The sequence below is a fragment of the Streptomyces sp. NPDC018031 genome (genome assembly GCF_044327625.1).
In the GTDB taxonomy this organism is placed as follows: Bacteria; Actinomycetota; Actinomycetes; order Streptomycetales; family Streptomycetaceae; genus Streptomyces.
In genome coordinates this window covers 1,299,959-1,316,186 of record NZ_JBIRFT010000001.1, presented here as the reverse complement: position 1 = coordinate 1,316,186, position 16,228 = coordinate 1,299,959, and the positions used below count along the sequence as shown (strand labels likewise).

The 16,228-nt window shown below is 73.1% G+C and carries 14 protein-coding genes; 12 read left to right on the top strand and 2 right to left on the bottom strand.

What is annotated here, in order from left to right:
• Nucleotides 1-192 precede the first annotated feature (192 nt).
• From mqnC to ACH4B3_RS05600, 3 genes are all read left to right on the top strand, one after another.
• A complete protein-coding gene (mqnC, locus tag ACH4B3_RS05610) occupies nt 193-1,395 on the top strand; it encodes a cyclic dehypoxanthinyl futalosine synthase (RefSeq protein WP_398461390.1) in 1,203 nt (400 codons plus the stop codon).
• Between the two features lie 49 nt (nt 1,396-1,444).
• A complete protein-coding gene (locus ACH4B3_RS05605; protein ID WP_398461389.1) occupies nt 1,445-2,119 on the top strand; it encodes an imidazolonepropionase-like domain-containing protein in 675 nt (224 codons plus the stop codon).
• 96 nt (nt 2,120-2,215) lie between these two features.
• Nucleotides 2,216-2,908 carry a demethylmenaquinone methyltransferase gene (locus tag ACH4B3_RS05600; RefSeq protein ID WP_398461388.1) on the top strand — a complete coding sequence of 231 codons (693 nt, stop codon included), beginning with the start codon at nt 2,216-2,218 and terminating at the stop codon, nt 2,906-2,908.
• Between the two features lie 60 nt (nt 2,909-2,968).
• Here ACH4B3_RS05600 and ACH4B3_RS05595 read toward each other — a convergent pair whose 3' ends face one another.
• Complete coding sequence (locus ACH4B3_RS05595) at nt 2,969-3,523, bottom strand: GNAT family N-acetyltransferase (protein WP_398461387.1); 555 nt, start codon at nt 3,521-3,523, stop codon at nt 2,969-2,971.
• Between the two features lie 111 nt (nt 3,524-3,634).
• Here ACH4B3_RS05595 and ACH4B3_RS05590 point away from each other — a divergent pair, with 111 nt between their 5' ends.
• Together ACH4B3_RS05590 and ACH4B3_RS05585 are read left to right on the top strand one after the other, a co-directional pair.
• Nucleotides 3,635-4,951 carry a geranylgeranyl reductase family protein gene (locus tag ACH4B3_RS05590; protein WP_398461386.1) on the top strand — a complete coding sequence of 439 codons (1,317 nt, stop codon included), beginning with the start codon at nt 3,635-3,637 and terminating at the stop codon, nt 4,949-4,951.
• Nucleotides 4,952-5,244: 293 nt separating this feature from the next.
• Complete coding sequence (locus tag ACH4B3_RS05585; RefSeq protein ID WP_398461385.1) at nt 5,245-5,664, top strand: CBS domain-containing protein; 420 nt, start codon at nt 5,245-5,247, stop codon at nt 5,662-5,664.
• 229 nt (nt 5,665-5,893) lie between these two features.
• Here the strand turns inward: ACH4B3_RS05585 and ACH4B3_RS05580 are convergent, their stop codons facing one another.
• Nucleotides 5,894-6,742: a C40 family peptidase gene (locus tag ACH4B3_RS05580; protein ID WP_398461384.1), complete on the bottom strand. Its 849-nt coding sequence runs from the start codon at nt 6,740-6,742 to the stop codon at nt 5,894-5,896.
• 1,131 nt (nt 6,743-7,873) lie between these two features.
• Between ACH4B3_RS05580 and ACH4B3_RS05575 the strand changes: the two genes are divergently transcribed.
• The 7 genes from ACH4B3_RS05575 to ACH4B3_RS05545 all read left to right on the top strand — a co-directional run bounded on the left by ACH4B3_RS05575 (nt 7,874) and on the right by ACH4B3_RS05545 (nt 16,227).
• Nucleotides 7,874-8,233 carry an NADH-quinone oxidoreductase subunit A gene (locus tag ACH4B3_RS05575; RefSeq protein ID WP_398461383.1) on the top strand — a complete coding sequence of 120 codons (360 nt, stop codon included), beginning with the start codon at nt 7,874-7,876 and terminating at the stop codon, nt 8,231-8,233.
• 45 nt (nt 8,234-8,278) lie between these two features.
• Nucleotides 8,279-8,833, top strand: coding sequence for a NuoB/complex I 20 kDa subunit family protein (locus ACH4B3_RS05570; protein ID WP_398461382.1), 555 nt, complete (start codon nt 8,279-8,281; stop codon nt 8,831-8,833).
• 178 nt (nt 8,834-9,011) lie between these two features.
• Nucleotides 9,012-9,797 (top strand): NADH-quinone oxidoreductase subunit C, encoded by a 786-nt coding sequence (locus ACH4B3_RS05565; RefSeq protein ID WP_398461381.1) that lies wholly within the window; start codon nt 9,012-9,014, stop codon nt 9,795-9,797.
• A complete protein-coding gene (nuoD, locus tag ACH4B3_RS05560) occupies nt 9,797-11,125 on the top strand; it encodes an NADH dehydrogenase (quinone) subunit D (protein ID WP_398461380.1) in 1,329 nt (442 codons plus the stop codon). The genes ACH4B3_RS05565 and nuoD overlap by 1 nt, the downstream gene beginning before the upstream one ends.
• Before the next feature lie 247 nt (nt 11,126-11,372).
• Nucleotides 11,373-12,251: an NADH-quinone oxidoreductase subunit NuoE gene (gene nuoE, locus ACH4B3_RS05555; RefSeq protein ID WP_398461594.1), complete on the top strand. Its 879-nt coding sequence runs from the start codon at nt 11,373-11,375 to the stop codon at nt 12,249-12,251.
• Entirely contained in the window at nt 12,251-13,660 is a 1,410-nt protein-coding gene (nuoF, locus tag ACH4B3_RS05550; protein ID WP_398461379.1) for an NADH-quinone oxidoreductase subunit NuoF, read from the top strand. Before nuoE ends, nuoF begins: the two co-directional genes overlap by 1 nt.
• Nucleotides 13,657-16,227, top strand: coding sequence for an NADH-quinone oxidoreductase subunit G (locus ACH4B3_RS05545; protein WP_398461378.1), 2,571 nt, complete (start codon nt 13,657-13,659; stop codon nt 16,225-16,227). Before nuoF ends, ACH4B3_RS05545 begins: the two co-directional genes overlap by 4 nt.
• The last annotated feature ends 1 nt before the right edge of the window (nt 16,228 follow it).

Here is a 16,228-nt window from a genome sequence, read left to right as displayed (position 1 = left end):
CGGCTGCCACGCCCCCGCGTCCCTCGCCACCCGCCCCACCCGTGAACACCCCCGGGAACGCCCCCGTGAACGCCCCGAGCGGAGGGCCCGCGGGGCGGCTGACGGACGGTCGACGAGCCCGCCATCGGAGGCGTCAGGCCCTGGCGTAGGCTGGATCAGTCCGTCCGCAACCCCTCCGAAAGGGACGCCCCGGTGAACGAGAGCGCAGACCTGCAGTCCGTCCTCGACCGCGCTGCCGCCGGTGGCCGGATCACCGCGGAGGAGGCGCTCGACCTGTACCGTTCGGCGCCCCTGTACGCCCTGGGGGCCGCCGCCGACGCGGCCCGCCGGCGCCGCTACGCGGGCACCGAGCACATCGCGACGTACATCATCGAGCGGAACATCAACTACACCAACGTGTGTGTGACGGCGTGCAGGTTCTGCGCCTTCTACGCCGCGCCGAAGGACACCGCCAAGGGCTGGACGCGCGACCTCGACGACATCCTGCGGCGCTGCGCCGAGACGGTCGAGCTCGGCGGCACCCAGATCATGTTCCAGGGCGGCCACCACCCCGACTTCGGCGTGGAGTACTACGAGAAGCACTTCTCGGCCATCAAGAAGGAGTTCCCCCAGCTGGTGATCCACTCGCTGGGCGCCTCCGAGGTCGAGCACATGGCGCGGATCTCCAAGGTGTCGGTCGAGGAGGCCATCCAGCGCATCCACGCGGCCGGCCTGGACTCCTTCGCGGGGGCGGGCGCCGAACTGCTCCCGGCACGGCCGCGCACGGCGATCGCGCCGCTCAAGGAGTCCGGCGAGCGGTGGCTGGAGATCATGGAGGCCGCGCACCGGCTGGGCGTGGAGTCCACCTCGACCATGCTCATGGGCACCGGCGAGACCAACGCCGAGCGCATCGAGCACATCCGCATGATCCGCGACGTGCAGGACCGGACCGGTGGCTTCCGCGCCTTCATCCCGTACACCTACCAGCCGGAGAACAACCACCTGAAGGGGCAGACGCAGGCCACCGTCTTCGAGTACCTGCGGATGATCGCCATCGCCCGGCTGTTCCTCGACAACGTCGCCCACATCCAGGGCTCCTGGCTGACCGTCGGCAAGGAGGCCGGTCAGCTGTCGCTGCACTACGGCGCCGACGACCTCGGCTCGGTGATGCTGGAGGAGAACGTGGTCTCCTCGGCGGGCGCCAGGCACCGCTCCAACCGGATGGAGCTGATCGACCTGATCCGCAAGGCGGACCGGGTCCCGGCGCAGCGGGCCACGACCTACGAGCACCTGGTGGTGCACGACGACCCGGCGAACGACCCGGTCGACGACCGCGTCGTCTCGCACCTGTCCTCGATCGCCATCGAAGGGGGAGGGGTCGCGCACCCCGAGCTGAAGGTCGTCGGGGCGAGCTGACCCGCTCACCCGCACCCGAGACCGCCCGCGACCGCCGGCCGACGCCACCATGCTGACCCTGCACACCGCCCCCCTCGTCCTGACCGCCGTCCCTCCGGCGGGCGCCGGCCCGGCACCGGTGCCCGGGGCGGTGCCGGACGGCGCGGTCCTCGTCGACCGCGACCGGATCGCGGCCGTCGGCCGGTACGCGGAGCTGGCGGCGGCCCACCCGGCCGCCCGGGTCCGCCGCTGGCCCGGTGTGATCACCCCGGGCCTGCGCCAGTGGCACGGCCGCCGGCTGCTCCAGCACACCTACCACCCCGACCCGCGCGAGGCGGCGGAGCTGGGCACCGAGCCGCTGCCCGAGGAGCGGCTGGCCGGCCTGGGGATGACCGACGCCCGCTGGGGCGCCAGCGCCCGCCGCGGCCTGCAGCGGATGCTCCGGTACGGGACCACGGCGGTGGCGGGGACGTTCGACCTGCCCCCGGTGCGGACCGCGGTGGCCCGCTCCGGGCTGACCGAGGTGCCGGCGGCCGGCGCGCCGGGGATCGGCGCCGGCGTCTCGCTCGACCCGTTCCGGAACGCCCCCGGGCTGACCGACGCGGTGCCCGGCCCGCTGACCGTCGGCGGACGCGCGGACCTCGCCGCCTTCGACGTACCGGACGAGCGGGCCCTGAGCCGGGCCGGCGCGGGGACCTGCGTGGCCACGGTGCTGGCCGGCCGACTGGTGTACCGGGAGCGCTGACGCCGCCGCGCCGGGGCCGGGCGGCCCGGCGGCCGGGTGCGGCGGGTTCCGTGGCCCCCACGCGGTCCGTGCCGGGCGGGGGTGAACAATGGGGGCGTGACCCGAGCAACGCTGGACAAGCAGCCGCATGAAGTCGCCGCGATGTTCGATGACGTGGCAGCCAGATACGACCTGATGAACGACGTGCTCTCACTGGGACAGGCCCGTCTGTGGCGCGGCGCCGTCGCGCGGGCCGTCGACGCCCGGGCCGGGCAGCGGGTGCTGGACCTCGCCGCCGGGACCGGCACCTCCTCGCTGCCGTTCGCCGCCGACGGCGCCACCGTGGTCCCCTGCGACTTCTCGCTGGGCATGCTGCGGGAGGGCAAGCGGCGCCACCCGCAGCTGCCGCTGACCGCGGGGGACGCGACCCGGCTGCCGTTCGCCGACGACGTCTTCGACGCGGTCACGATCTCCTTCGGGCTGCGCAACGTCCAGGACATCGACGCCGCGCTGCGCGAGATGCTCCGGGTGACCCGGCCCGGCGGCCGGGTGGTGGTGTGCGAGTTCAGCCGCCCCACCTGGGCGCCGTTCCGCACCGTCTACACCGAGTACCTGATGCGGGCGCTGCCGCCGGTGGCGAAGGCGGTGAGCAGCAACCCGGAGGCGTACGTGTACCTCGCCGAGTCGATCCGGGCCTGGCCCGACCAGGCCGGGCTGGCCGCGCGGCTGCGGGAGGCCGGCTGGTCGAAGGCCGCCTGGCGGAACCTCAGCGGCGGGGTCGTGGCGCTGCACCGCGGCTTCAAGGCCTGATCCGCCGCGGGGTCCCGGGCGGCCGGCCGGGGCCCCGCGTCCCCGGCCGGCCGCCGCGCCTCACAGCTCCAGGCGGTGGCAGATCCCGGTCGCCCCGGACACCGGCGAGACGTAGGTCTCGGCCGGTGCCATGCCCAGCCGCCGGGTCACCGCCAGGGACCGCTCGTTGCGCGCGTCGACCATGGCGACCACCCGCGTGACGCCGGCGGCCCGCAGCCGCTCCAGGGTGGCCTCGGCGGCGAGCGTGGCATAGCCCCTGCCCCAGAAGTCCCGCCCGAGCCGCCAGCCGATCTCGATCTCGCCGGACGGGCCCCAGGCGTGCGGCCACGGCTGCGCGCCGGTGAACCCCATCACCCGGCCGCCGTCGTCCAGCAGGGAGTAGAGGCAGTAGCCGAGCCGCTCGGCGTGCGCCCGCTGCCCGGCGGTGAGTTCCTCGTAGTACGCCAGGTCCTGGGCGGTACCGCCGTGGAACTCCATCACCTCCGGGTGGTCGAAGACCCGGTGCCAGGCGGCCGCGTCCCCGTCCGTGGGGACCCGGAGCCGTACCGACCGCCGCGGGCCGGAGGGGTCGCCGGCCGGGGTGCCGGACCGGTCACTGGAGTGGCCGCTGCTCATGGAGTGGCAACCCTTCTCTGTTGTGCGAGTACGTCCCCCTAGACTGCACATGTCCCATGCCCGGGCGCGACGGGCGCGTCGTACCTCCTACCGAATCTCCGGGAGTCCTCCGTGAGCGAGACCGCAGCCGCCGAGACCTCTCCGGTCGAGAGTTTCGCCTCCGAGCGGAGCGCCGATGTGATCGTCGTCGGGGCCGGGCCGGCCGGTTCCGCCACGGCGTACCACCTGGCCAAGGCCGGACTCGACGTACTGCTGCTGGAGAAGACCGCCTTCCCGCGCGAGAAGGTGTGCGGTGACGGTCTGACCCCGCGCGCCACCAAGCAGTTGGTGGCGATGGGCATCGACATCTCCGAAGAGGCGGGCTGGCTGCGGAACAAGGGCCTGCGCATCATCGCCGGCGGCGTCCGGCTCGAACTCGACTGGCCGGAACTCGCCTCGTTCCCGGACTTCGGTCTGGTCCGCAAGCGCGACGACTTCGACGAGCAGCTGGCGCGGCAGGCGCAGAAGGCCGGAGCCCGGCTGTACGAGCGGTGCAACGTCGGCGCCCCGGTGATCGACGACCGCACCGGCCGGATCACCGGCGTGCACGCCCGGCTCGGCGAGGAGAAGACCCCGGTCACCTTCCACGCGCCGCTGGTGGTGGCGGCGGACGGCAACTCCACCCGCCTCTCGCTGGCGATGGGGCTGCACCGGCGGGACGACCGCCCGATGGGTGTGGCGGTCCGGACGTACTTCACCTCGCCCCGGCACAAGGACGACTACCTGGAGTCCTGGCTGGAGCTGTGGGACCGGCGCGGCGACCAGCCGCGGCTGCTGCCCGGTTACGGCTGGGTGTTCGGGATGGGCGACGGCACCTCCAACGTCGGGCTGGGCGTGCTCAACACCTCCAGCTCGTTCAAGGAGCTGGACTGGCGGGAGATCCTGAAGGCCTGGTGCGCCTCCATGCCGGAGGACTGGGGCTACACGCCGGAGAACATGACCGGTCCGATCCGCGGCGCGGCGCTGCCGATGGCCTTCAACCGGCAGCCGCACTACACCCGGGGCCTGCTGCTGGTCGGTGACGCGGGCGGCATGGTGAACCCGTTCAACGGCGAGGGCATCGCGTACGCCATGGAATCCGGCCAGATCGCGGCGGACGTGATCGTGCAGGCGCACGCCCGGACCACCGCGGCCCAGCGGGAACTGGCCCTGCAGCGCTACCCCAGGGTCATCAAGGAGACCTACGGCGGCTACTACACGCTGGGCCGGGCGTTCGTGAAGCTGATCGGCAATCCGAAGGTCATGAAGCTCGCCGCGCAGCGCGGCCTCACCCACCCGATGCTGATGCGCTTCACGCTGAAGCTGCTGGCGAACCTCACCGACCCGCAGGGCGGGGACGCGATGGACCGGATCATCAACGGTCTGTCCAAGGTGGCGCCGCGCTCCTGAGCCGGACCCGCGCCGGCCCGGTCCGCCCGGGTCACGGGGCGCTCCGCCCGGCCCACCCGGCCCACCCGGCTTACCGCCCCCGCTCCACCCGGCCCGTCCGGGCCCGGCGCCACCCCCGCCCGGCCCGCCCTGCGCCCCGGCCCGCCGCGGGCCGGGGCAGGCGGCAGCGGTCGCGTGCCCCTGCCGGGACGGTGATGATGGGAAAGGGGCGTCGTGGGCGTCAGCCGCGGCGACACCGGAGAAGGGCCTGCGGGCCACGTGCTCGTGCCGGTGGGCCCTGGAGGAGGCAGACCATGACCACCGCCGCAGACATCATGCACCCGGGCGCTCAGTGGATCCCGCGGACGGAGACGCTGGACCGGGCGGCTCAGGTGATGCGGGAACTGGACGTCGGAGCCCTGCCGATCAGCGACGAGAACGAGCGGCTGTGCGGCATCCTCACCGACCGCGACATCGTGGTCGGGTGTGTGGCGCGGGGCCAGGACCCGTCGGCGATGACGGCCGGGGACCTGGCGAAGGGCACGCCGCGCTGGATCAGCGCGGACGCCGACATCAGTGAAGTCCTGAGCGAGATGGAGAGTCACCGCATCCGCCGGCTGCCCGTGATCGAGAACAAGCGGCTGGTCGGCATGATCAGTGAAGCGGACCTGGCCCGGCACCTCTCCGACGAGCAGGTGGCGGAGTTCGCGCACAGCATCTACGCGACGTCGTAGGCGTGAGCCGCGCGACGCCGCGGGCGTGACGGTCCGCTTGGCGGCCCCGGCGATGCCTCCGTACGGCCGGGGACGGCCGGGGACGGCCGGACAGGGCGAGGAGACGGACGGGCGAGGGGCCCGCCGCCCCGGACGTCGTGGACGTCTCCGGAGGCGGCGGGCCCCTCGCGGCGCGCCTGGTGCCCGCCCGCGTGCCGGTCGGCGCACGCGGGCGGGCTCGGGGCGGGGGTTACAGAACCCGCACGGCCCCGGTGGGCATGTCGTAGTCCATGTCCCGGATGACCACGCCGGTGCCGGAGTTCTGGGCGCCGATGAACTGGCCGCCACCGATGTAGACGGCGACGTGGTAGGCGCTGCCGGAGCTGCCCCAGTAGAGGATGTCGCCCGGCTGGAGGGCGTTGAGTGACACCTGGGTGCCCACCGTGGACTGGTCCTGCGAGACGCGCGGCAGGCTGATGTTGATCTGCCGGAACGCGGTCTGGGTCAGCCCGGAGCAGTCGTACGCGGACGGGCCGGTGGCGCCGGACACGTACGCCTTGCCGACCTGCGCGTGCAGGAAGTTCAGCAGCGTGGAGACGCTGCCGGAACCGGTCGAGGACGGCGCGGGGGTGGAGGTGCTGGTGGAGGGCGCGTTCAGCGAGGTGCGCTCCTCGGAACGGGACGCCCGCTCCCGCTCGGCCTCCGCCTCCGCCTTGGCCTTCGCGGCCCGCTCGGCGGCGGCCTTGCGGGCGGCCTCCCGCTCGGCCTTGGCCTTGGCGTCCGCCTTGGCCTTGGCCTTCTTGGCGTCCACGCGGGCCTGCTCGGCCGCCTCGTCCTGCTGTGCCTGCAGCTCGTAGCCGAACGCTGCTTCCTCGGTGGCTGCGGCGGTCTGCGCGGCCGTGTCCGTCAGCGCGTCACTGACGGTCGGCATCTCCAGCGTGGACTCGGCGGCAGCCGGCTCGGCGGCGGTCGCCTGCATCGTGGTGCCGGCCACTGCGAGGCTGAGGATGCCACCGGTCACCCCGGCGCGGAGTGCCCGCGTCGAGGACGCGGCACGGCGGGGCTTCCGGTGGCTGGGTATGTGTGCGATCGGGGACATGGGTAAACGGCTATCAGGGGCCGTTGGTTGAGATCAACAAACGTGGCGTGCATCACACTTGGCGTGTACGCGCCTAGAATTCTCCGTTTTTGATCTTGCGAGGGGCCGGTCACGGCATGTCCGGAATCCTCGATCATGTACATACGCATGGCATTTACGGGCTCGGGTGGGTCCTCCGGGTCCTTATCACCTTCTGATGCCGCGCACCAAGGTTTCCCGAAGAATCGAGATCTACAAGTAGTGTGAGCGTGGGATACGTCACGCCGCCGGGACACCTGCCGGACGACCGGCCGCGGAGCCGGCGCCCTCGCCCCGGCCGCGGCTCGCGGCCCGCCGCGATCTCCCGCCGCCCCCGGCCCGCTGCCGCCCCGGTGCTTACGGGGCCTCCCGCCGCGCCCGCCCGCCGGGGCCCTCTCGCCGCGCCCACCCGCCGGGGCCCTCCCGGCGCCCCCGCCCGCCGGGGCCCTCCCGCCGCCCCGGCCCGCCGCGGCCGCCCGGTACTCATGGCCCCCCGTCGCCTCCGACCCGCCCCCGGGGCCTGGTGTGCGCCGCACCGGGGGGCCCGCCCCGCCGGCCCGTGACCGACGGCCACCGCCGATCGCTCACGGTGGCCCCCTCGGCTTGTTCGCGAACGCCGGCCGCCCCGCCGCCCCGGCGCCCCGCGTCCGTCCGGGTGCCGGGCCGCTCCGTGCGCCGCTTCACGAGCGGGCGATCACCTCGGGTGCGCGGCGGAGCGGCGGAACGTTCCCTCGCGAGGGTGGCGGTCCTTTATCAGTTGACGATGTCCAGTGCCAATTTGCGGTAGCAGGCGTTCCTTGATAAAGCCAGACCGCGCTGACCAGCGCCTTCGGCGCGGAATGTCACCTCTCGTGATCGCTCGGACGCTTCGCGTACGTAGATCACCGCTCATCCGACTTCATGATCCTTCGTCAGGTGGTGGAGATCACAAAGTCGTTCGTGTAGCCGTGTCGCAGATCACAGGACGACAGGCATAGGATGCAGGCGAATCGGGCTTGTGAACTGCCTCACATAAACGCGATCTTCGTGCGGCGGCGAGCCGGCCCGGTGCAGTCCACCCCCGCCTCGGGCCGGGGGACCCCACAGTCATCGTCGACGAAGGGAGCGAGGACGGTGAACGCATATGCGCCCATCCTCGTACTGGGAGCCCTCGGGGCCGGTTTCGCGATCTTCTCCGTCTTCATGGCGTCGATCGTCGGCCCCAGGCGGTACAACCGGGCAAAGCTCGAAGCCTATGAATGCGGCATCGAGCCGACCCCGCAGCCGGCCGGCGGCGGGCGCTTCCCGATCAAGTACTACCTGACGGCGATGCTCTTCATCGTCTTCGACATCGAGATCGTCTTCCTCTACCCGTGGGCCGTCACCTTCGACGCCCTCGGGCTGTTCGGACTCGTGGAGATGCTCCTCTTCGTGCTCACCGTCTTCGTCGCCTACGCCTACGTCTGGCGCCGCGGCGGCCTGGAGTGGGACTAGGGGCCGGCGGCCCGAGCGGAGCTAAAGGGAGAGAGGGCACATCGCATGGGTATCGAAGAGAAACTGCCGAGCGGGTTCCTGCTCACCACGGTGGAGAACGCGGCCGGGCTGGCACGCAAGTCCTCGGTCTTCGGCGCCACCTTCGGTCTCGCCTGCTGCGCGATCGAGATGATGGCCACCGGCGCCGGGCGCTACGACATGGCGCGCTGGGGCATGGAGGTCTGGCGCGGATCCCCGCGCCAGGCGGACCTGATGATCGTCGCCGGCCGGGTGAGCCAGAAGATGGCCCCGGTGCTGCGCCAGGTCTACGACCAGATGCCGAACCCCAAGTGGGTGATCTCCATGGGTGTCTGCGCCTCGTCCGGCGGCATGTTCAACAACTACGCGATCGTGCAGGGCGTGGACCACATCGTGCCGGTCGACATCTACCTGCCCGGTTGTCCGCCCAGGCCCGAGATGCTCCTCGACGCGATCATCAAGCTGCACGAGAAGATCCGCCACGAGAAGCTCGGCGTCAACCGTGTCGAGGCGGCCCGCGAGGCGGAGGAAGCGGCGCTCAAGGCGCTCCCGACCATCGAGATGAAGGGGCTGCTTCGGTGAGCGTCGCACGTGCGGCCGCCGGGCCGCAGCCGATGAGGGTGCCCGCGCCGCTGCGCCGCGTGGGCGGAGAAGCGAACGAGGGTGCGGTGAGCGTCGCACGCGCGGCCGCCGGGCCGCAGCCGATGAGGGTGCCCGCGCCGCTGCGCCGCGTGGGCGGAGAAGCGAACGAGGTGACACGGTGAGCGACTCCAGCACCGGCGGCGCGCACGGCGCGCCCGGCGGGACCAACCCCGACCAGGACCTCAACGCGCAGAACCTCCCCGGGCAGCGGGGCGAGCACGGCGAGACGGTCCGGGTCCAGCGCGGCATGTTCGGCGCCGGCGCCGGCGCGGACACCTCCGGCTACGGCGGCCTGGTCCGCCCGGTGCGGATGCCCGGTGCCGCCACCCGCCCCTACGGGGGGCCGCGCGGCCAGGCCGGCTACGGGGAGTTCGACGACATCGCCGACGAACTCGAGGGCGCGCTGGAGGAGCAGGGCCTGGTCCCCGGGAACGCCATCGAGAAGACCGTGGTGGACCGCGGTGAGCTGACCTTCCACATCGCCCGCGAGCACCTGCCGCGGGTCGCCCGCACCCTGCGCGACGACCCCGCGCTGCGCTTCGAGATCTGCACCGGGGTGAGCGGGGTGCACTTCCCCGGCGACACCGGCCGGGAACTGCACGCCGTCTACCACCTGCGCTCGATCACCCACAACCGGCTGATCAGGCTGGAGGTGACCGCCCCGGACAGCGACCCGCACATCCCGTCGATCGTCGAGATCTATCCGACCAACGACTGGCACGAGCGCGAGACCTACGACTTCTTCGGCCTGGTCTTCGACGGCCATCCCGCGCTCACCCGGATCATGATGCCCGACGACTGGCAGGGCCACCCGCAGCGCAAGGACTACTCACTCGGCGGCATCCCCGTCGAGTACAAGGGCGCCGAGATCCCGGCTCCCGACCAGCGGAGGTCGTACAGCTGATGTCTTCCCACCCGTCACCCTCGCCGGCCCGCGAGACCACCGAGGGCACCGTCTACACCGTCACCGGCGGCGACTGGGACGAGATCGTCACCGCCGCGGCCAAGACCGACGACGAGCGGATCGTCGTCAACATGGGCCCCCAGCACCCGTCCACCCACGGGGTGCTCCGGCTCATCCTGGAGATCGACGGCGAGACGGTCACCGAGGCCCGCTGTGGGATCGGCTACCTGCACACCGGCATCGAGAAGAACCTCGAGTACCGGAACTGGACGCAGGGAACCACGTTCGTCACGCGCATGGACTACCTCACGCCGTTCTTCAACGAGGTGGCGTACTGCCTCGGGGTGGAGCGGCTGCTGGGCATCGAGGACCAGATTCCGGACCGCGCCTCCGTCATCCGGGTGATGCTCATGGAGCTCAACCGGATCTCCTCGCACCTGGTCTACGCCGCCACCGGCGGTATGGAACTGGGCGCGATCACGGTGATGTTCACCGGTTTCCGGGACCGGGAGATGGTCCTGGACCTGTTCGAGCTGATCACCGGGCTGCGGATGAACCACGCCTTCGTGCGGCCCGGCGGCCTCGCCCAGGACCTGCCGCCGGGCGCGGTGGAGCAGGTGCGGGCCTTCGTGAAGAAGATGCGCAAGAACCTGGCCGAGTACGACAAGCTCGCCAGCGGCAACCCCATCTTCAAGGGCCGCACCCAGAACGTCGGCTACCTGGACCTGGCCGGCTGCATGTCCCTGGGCATCACCGGGCCGATACTGCGCGCCACCGGGCTGCCGCACGACCTGCGCAAGTCGCAGCCCTACTGCGGCTACGAGACCTACGAGTTCGACGTGCCCACCGCCGACACCTGCGACGCCTACGGCCGTTTCCTCATCCGGGTCGAGGAGATGCACCAGTCGCTGCGGATCGTCGAGCAGTGCCTGGACCGGCTCCGGCCCGGCCCGGTGATGGTCGCCGACAAGAAGATCGCCTGGCCCGCCCAGCTGGCCCTGGGCCCGGACGGGCTGGGCAACTCCCTGGACCACATCAAGAAGATCATGGGCACCTCGATGGAGGCCCTGATCCACCACTTCAAGCTGGTCACCGAGGGCTTCCGGGTGCCGCCCGGCCAGGCGTACGCGGCGATCGAATCGCCCAAGGGCGAGCTGGGCGTGCACGTGGTCAGCGACGGCGGTACCCGCCCGTACCGGGTCCACTTCCGGGACCCGTCCTTCACCAACCTGCAGGCCGTGGCGGCGATGTGCGAAGGCGGCCAGGTCGCCGACGTCATCGTGGCCGTCGCGTCCATCGACCCCGTGATGGGAGGCGTCGACCGGTGAGCGTCGCACGCATCGAAGACGCCGCCCCGCGGCGCGGCCCCGGGAGCGCGGCGGCGGGCCGCGGGCCCCTCCCCGGCGGCGCCCCGGCGCGGAGTCCCAGGGAGGCGGCCGGCACGGGACGGGCCACCGCGCCGCGGACGAACACGACGGCCGTGCCCGTCCTCCCTCCGCGCCCGGCACCGGGCGGCAGGGGCCCGGCGGGCCGAGAAGCGACCAGGGAGACGCTGTGAGTGACGTCAGCTTGGGGATGCCCCAGCTTCCCGCTCCGGACTACCCGGCCGAGGTGCGGACCCGGCTGGAGGCCGACGCCCGGGAGGTGATCGCCCGCTACCCCGGCAGCCGGAGCGCGCTGCTGCCGCTGCTGCACCTGGTGCAGTCCGAGGAGGGCCACGTCACCCGCACCGGCATCCGCTTCTGCGCCGAGATGCTCGACCTCACCACGGCGGAGGTCACCGCCGTCGCCACCTTCTACACCATGTACCGCCGCAAGCCCTCCGGCGACTACCAGGTCGGGGTGTGCACCAACACCCTGTGCGCGGTGATGGGCGGCGACGAGATCTACGAGGCGCTCCAGGAGCACCTGCGCATCGCCGGCGGCGAGACCACCGACGACGGCAAGGTCACCCTCGAGCACATCGAGTGCAACGCGGCCTGCGACTTCGCGCCCGTGGTGATGGTGAACTGGGAGTTCTTCGACAACCAGACGCCGGAGACCGCCAGGCGGCTCGTCGACGACCTGCGGGCCGGACGCACCGTCGAGCCCACCCGCGGCGCCCCGCTGTGCACCTACAAGGAGACCGCGCGCATCCTCGCCGGCTTCCCCGACGCCCGGCCGGGCGCCGTCGAGGCGACCGGCGGTGCCGGGCACGCCTCGCTCATCGGGCTCAAGCTGGCCAAGGGCGAGGCCGCCCCCGGCCGGGTGGTCTCCCAGCGCGGCGCGGGACCCGCCGCCGGTGAGGCGCACCCGCCGGCCGAGCGCGGCCCGTCCGGCGCCGGGCCGCAGGACCGGCCGGCCGCGCCGGGCGAGTCCCCGGCCGGCCACCCCAGCTCCCACGACGCGCCCCGGCGGACCTCCGCGTCCGACCCGCACCACCCGTCCGGCCCGGTCACCGAGGAGGGGGAGTGATGAGCGTGGCGACCCAGAGCGGCGGGATCCCCCAGCCCGAAGCCGGCGGGGAGACCAGCCCGGAGAAGCTGCTCGTGCCCGTGCTGTCGGCCTTCTGGGACCAGCCGGACGCCTGGACCCTGGAGACGTACCGGCGCCACGAGGGCTACGAGGGCATGCGCAAGGCCCTCGCCATGGCACCCGACGACGTCATCGCGCTGGTCAAGGACTCCGGCCTGCGCGGCCGCGGCGGCGCGGGATTCCCCACCGGCATGAAGTGGCAGTTCATTCCGCAGGGCGACGGCAAGCCGCACTATCTGGTGGTCAACGCCGACGAATCCGAACCCGGCACCTGCAAGGACATCCCCCTTCTCTTCGCCAACCCGCACTCGCTGATCGAGGGCATGGCGATCGCCTGCCACGCCATCCGCTCCACCCACGCCTTCATCTATCTGCGCGGCGAGGTGGTCCCCGTACTGCGGCGGCTGCACGAGGCCGTCCGGGAGGCGTACGAGGCCGGCTACCTCGGCACCGCCGAGGACCGCAGCCGCGCCCTGGGCCTCGGTGATCTCCCCGCCCTGGACATCACCGTGCACGCCGGCGCCGGCGCGTACATCTGCGGTGAGGAGACCGCGCTGCTGGACTCCCTGGAAGGACGCCGCGGCCAGCCCCGGCTCCGGCCCCCTTTCCCCGCGGTCGCCGGTCTGTACGCGTGCCCCACCGTGGTGAACAACGTCGAGTCCATCGCCTCCGTTCCCGCCATCCTCAACAAGGGCAAGGAATGGTTCCGGTCGATGGGCAGCGAGAAGTCCCCGGGCTTCACGCTCTACTCGCTGTCCGGACACGTCGCCAGCCCCGGCCAGTACGAGGCGCCGCTGGGCATCACGCTGCGCCAGCTGCTCGACATGAGCGGCGGCATGCGGCCCGGCCACCGGCTCAAGTTCTGGACCCCCGGCGGCTCCTCCACCCCGCTGCTCACCGCCGAGCACCTGGACGTACCGCTCGACTACGAGGGCGTGGGCGCGGCCGGCTCGATGCTCGGCACCAAGGCCCTGCAGTGCTTCGACGAGACGACCTGCGTGGTCCGGGCGGTCACCCGGTGGACCGAGTTCTACGCCCACGAGTCCTGCGGCAAGTGCACCCCCTGCCGCGAAGGCACCTACTGGCTCGTGCAGTTGCTGCGGGACATCGAGCAGGGCCGCGGACAGCGCGCGGACCTCGACAAGCTCGCCGACATCGCCGACAACATCAACGGCAAGTCGTTCTGCGCCCTCGGTGACGGCGCCGCCTCGCCGATCTTCTCCTCCCTGCAGTACTTCCGCGAGGAGTACGAGCAGCACCTCGACGGCCGGGGCTGCCCGTTCGACCCGGCCCGGTCCACCGCCTGGGCCGACGGCCCGACGACCCCTCACCTGGAGGTGAACGCATGACAGTGACGGCCGATGCTCCCTCCGGAGGCGGTCAGGCACCCGTCCCGCCGGAGGACCTGGTCACCCTCACCATCGACGGGGCCGAGATCTCCGTACCCAAGGGGACCCTGGTCATCCGTGCCGCGGAACTGCTGGGCATCGAGATCCCGCGCTTCTGCGACCATCCGCTGCTCGACCCGGCCGGCGCCTGCCGGCAGTGCATCGTCGAGGTGGAGGGCCAGCGCAAACCGATGGCCTCCTGCACCATCACCTGCACCGACGGCATGGTGGTGAAGTCGCAGCTGACCTCGCCGGTCGCCGAGAAGGCGCAGCGCGGGGTGATGGAGCTGCTGCTCATCAACCACCCGCTGGACTGCCCGGTCTGCGACAAGGGCGGCGAGTGCCCGCTGCAGAACCAGGCGATGTCCACCGGTGACCCCGACACCCGCTTCGAGGGCCGGAAGCGGACCTTCGCCAAGCCCGTCCCGATCTCCACCCAGGTGCTGCTGGACCGCGAACGCTGCGTGCTGTGCGCCCGCTGCACCCGCTTCTCCACCCAGATCGCGGGCGACCCCATGATCGAGCTGCTGGAGCGCGGCGCCCTCCAGCAGGTCGGCACCGGCGAGGGCGACCCCTTCGAGAGCTACTTCTCCGGCAACACCATCCAGATCTGCCCGGTCGGGGCGCTCACCTCGGCCGCCTACCGGTTCCGCTCCCGCCCCTTCGACCTGGTCTCCTCGCCGAGCGTGTGCGAGCACTGCGCCGGCGGCTGCGCCACCCGCACCGACCACCGGCGCGGCAAGGTGCTGCGGCGGCTGGCCGCCGACGACCCCGAGGTCAACGAGGAGTGGATCTGCGACAAGGGCCGCTTCGGCTTCCGCTACGCCCAGCTCCCGGACCGGCTCACCACCCCCCTGGTGCGCAACCGCACCACCGGTGAGCTGGAGCGGGCGAGCTGGCCGGAGGCGCTGAGCGCCGCCGCCGAGGGGCTGGCCGCGGCCCGCGGCCGCGCCGCCGGCGGTGAAGGCACCGGTGTCGCCGTCCTCACCGGCGGCCGGCTCACCGTCGAGGACGCCTACGCCTACGCCAAGTTCGCCCGGGTGGCGCTGAACACCAACGACGTCGACTTCCGGGCCCGCGCGCACAGCGCCGAGGAGGCCGACTTCCTCGCCGCGCGGGTGGCCGGGCGCGGCCTGGACGTGGACGGTACCGGGGTCAGCCACACGCTGCTGGAGCAGGCCCCGGCGGTGCTGCTGGCCGGCCTGGAGGCGGAGGAGGAGGCGCCCGGCGTCTTCCTGCGGCTGCGCAAGGCCCACCGCAAGCACGGCCAGCGCACCTTCGGCCTGGCCACCCACGCCAGCCGGGGCCTGGTCAAGGCCGGCGGCACGCTGCTGCCCGCCGCCCCCGGCACCGAGACCGAGTGGCTCGACGCGCTGGCCGGCGACCCCGCCACCGCCGACGGCGGCGGCGCGCCCGCGACGCTGGGCGACACCGGCCGGGCGGCGGCCGAGGCGCTGCGCGCCGACGGGGCGCTGATCCTGGTCGGCGAGCGGCTGGCCGCCGTCCCCGGCGCGTTCACCGCGGCCGTCCGGCTGGCCACCGCCACCGGCGCCGGCCTGGTGTGGATCCCGCGCCGGGCCGGGGAGCGCGGGGCGGTGGAGGCCGGGGCGCTGCCCGCGCTGCTGCCCGGCGGCCGTCCGGCGGGCGACCCGCGCGCCCGCCAGGAGGTCGCGGAGGTGTGGGGAGTGGCCGCGCTGCCGCACGCCTACGGGCGGGACACCGGCCAGATCATCGAGGCGGCGGCGAGCGGCGAGCTCGGGGCGCTGCTCGTCGCGGGCGTCGAGGTCGCGGACCTGCCGGACCCGGCGCGCGCCGCCGAGGCGCTGGCCGCGGTGGGCTTCGTGGTCAGCGTGGAGCAGCGGCCCAGCGAGGTCACCGCGCGGGCCGACGTGGTCCTCCCGGTCGCCGCGGTCGCCGAGAAGACGGGCACCTTCCTCAACTGGGAGGGCCGGGCCCGGCCGTTCGAGACGGCGGTCAAACCGGCCCAGGCCACCCGGCCGCACGTGCCGTCGGACGCCCGGGTGCTGCACATGCTCGCGGACGCCCTCGACGTGCACCTGGGGCTGCCGGACGCGGCGGCGGTCCACCGGGAACTCACCCGGCTCGGCCCCTGGACCGGCCCGCGGCCGGCCGGCCCGGCAGCGGTCGGGCAGCCGCTGCCCCGCCCGCAGCAGGGCGAAGCGGTGCTCGCCGGCCACCGGCTGCTGCTCGACCAGGGCCGGCTCCAGCAGGGCGACGACGCGCTGGCCGGCACCCGGCACGCGGCGGTGGCCCGGCTGTCCGCCACCACCGCCGCCGAGACCGGCGTCCGGGACGGCGACCCGCTGGCCGTCACCGGCCCGGCGGGCTCGGTGGTCCTGCCGCTGTGCGTCACCCCGATGCCGGACCGGGTGGTGTGGCTGCCGCTGAACTCGCCCGCCACCGGCGGATCGAGCACCGTGCAGCACGACACGGGCGCCCGCCCGGGCGAACTCGTCCGCATCGGCCCGGCCGCCACCGCAGCCACCGAACCGGAGGTGCGAGCGTGAC

Excerpts from the sequence above, each read along its gene's own strand:
- ACH4B3_RS05595 (WP_398461387.1), bottom strand. The coding sequence starts at position 3,523 with ATGAGCAGCGGCCACTCCAGTGACCGGTCCGGCACCCCGGCCGGCGAC.
- ACH4B3_RS05585 (WP_398461385.1), top strand. The coding sequence starts at position 5,245 with ATGACCACCGCCGCAGACATCATGCACCCGGGCGCTCAGTGGATCCCG.
- ACH4B3_RS05545 (WP_398461378.1), top strand. The coding sequence starts at position 13,657 with ATGACAGTGACGGCCGATGCTCCCTCCGGAGGCGGTCAGGCACCCGTC.
- ACH4B3_RS05570 (WP_398461382.1), top strand. The coding sequence starts at position 8,279 with ATGGGTATCGAAGAGAAACTGCCGAGCGGGTTCCTGCTCACCACGGTG.
- nuoD (WP_398461380.1), top strand. The coding sequence starts at position 9,797 with ATGTCTTCCCACCCGTCACCCTCGCCGGCCCGCGAGACCACCGAGGGC.
- ACH4B3_RS05580 (WP_398461384.1), bottom strand. The coding sequence starts at position 6,742 with ATGTCCCCGATCGCACACATACCCAGCCACCGGAAGCCCCGCCGTGCC.
- nuoE (WP_398461594.1), top strand. The coding sequence starts at position 11,373 with ATGCCCCAGCTTCCCGCTCCGGACTACCCGGCCGAGGTGCGGACCCGG.
- nuoF (WP_398461379.1), top strand. The coding sequence starts at position 12,251 with ATGAGCGTGGCGACCCAGAGCGGCGGGATCCCCCAGCCCGAAGCCGGC.
- ACH4B3_RS05605 (WP_398461389.1), top strand. The coding sequence starts at position 1,445 with ATGCTGACCCTGCACACCGCCCCCCTCGTCCTGACCGCCGTCCCTCCG.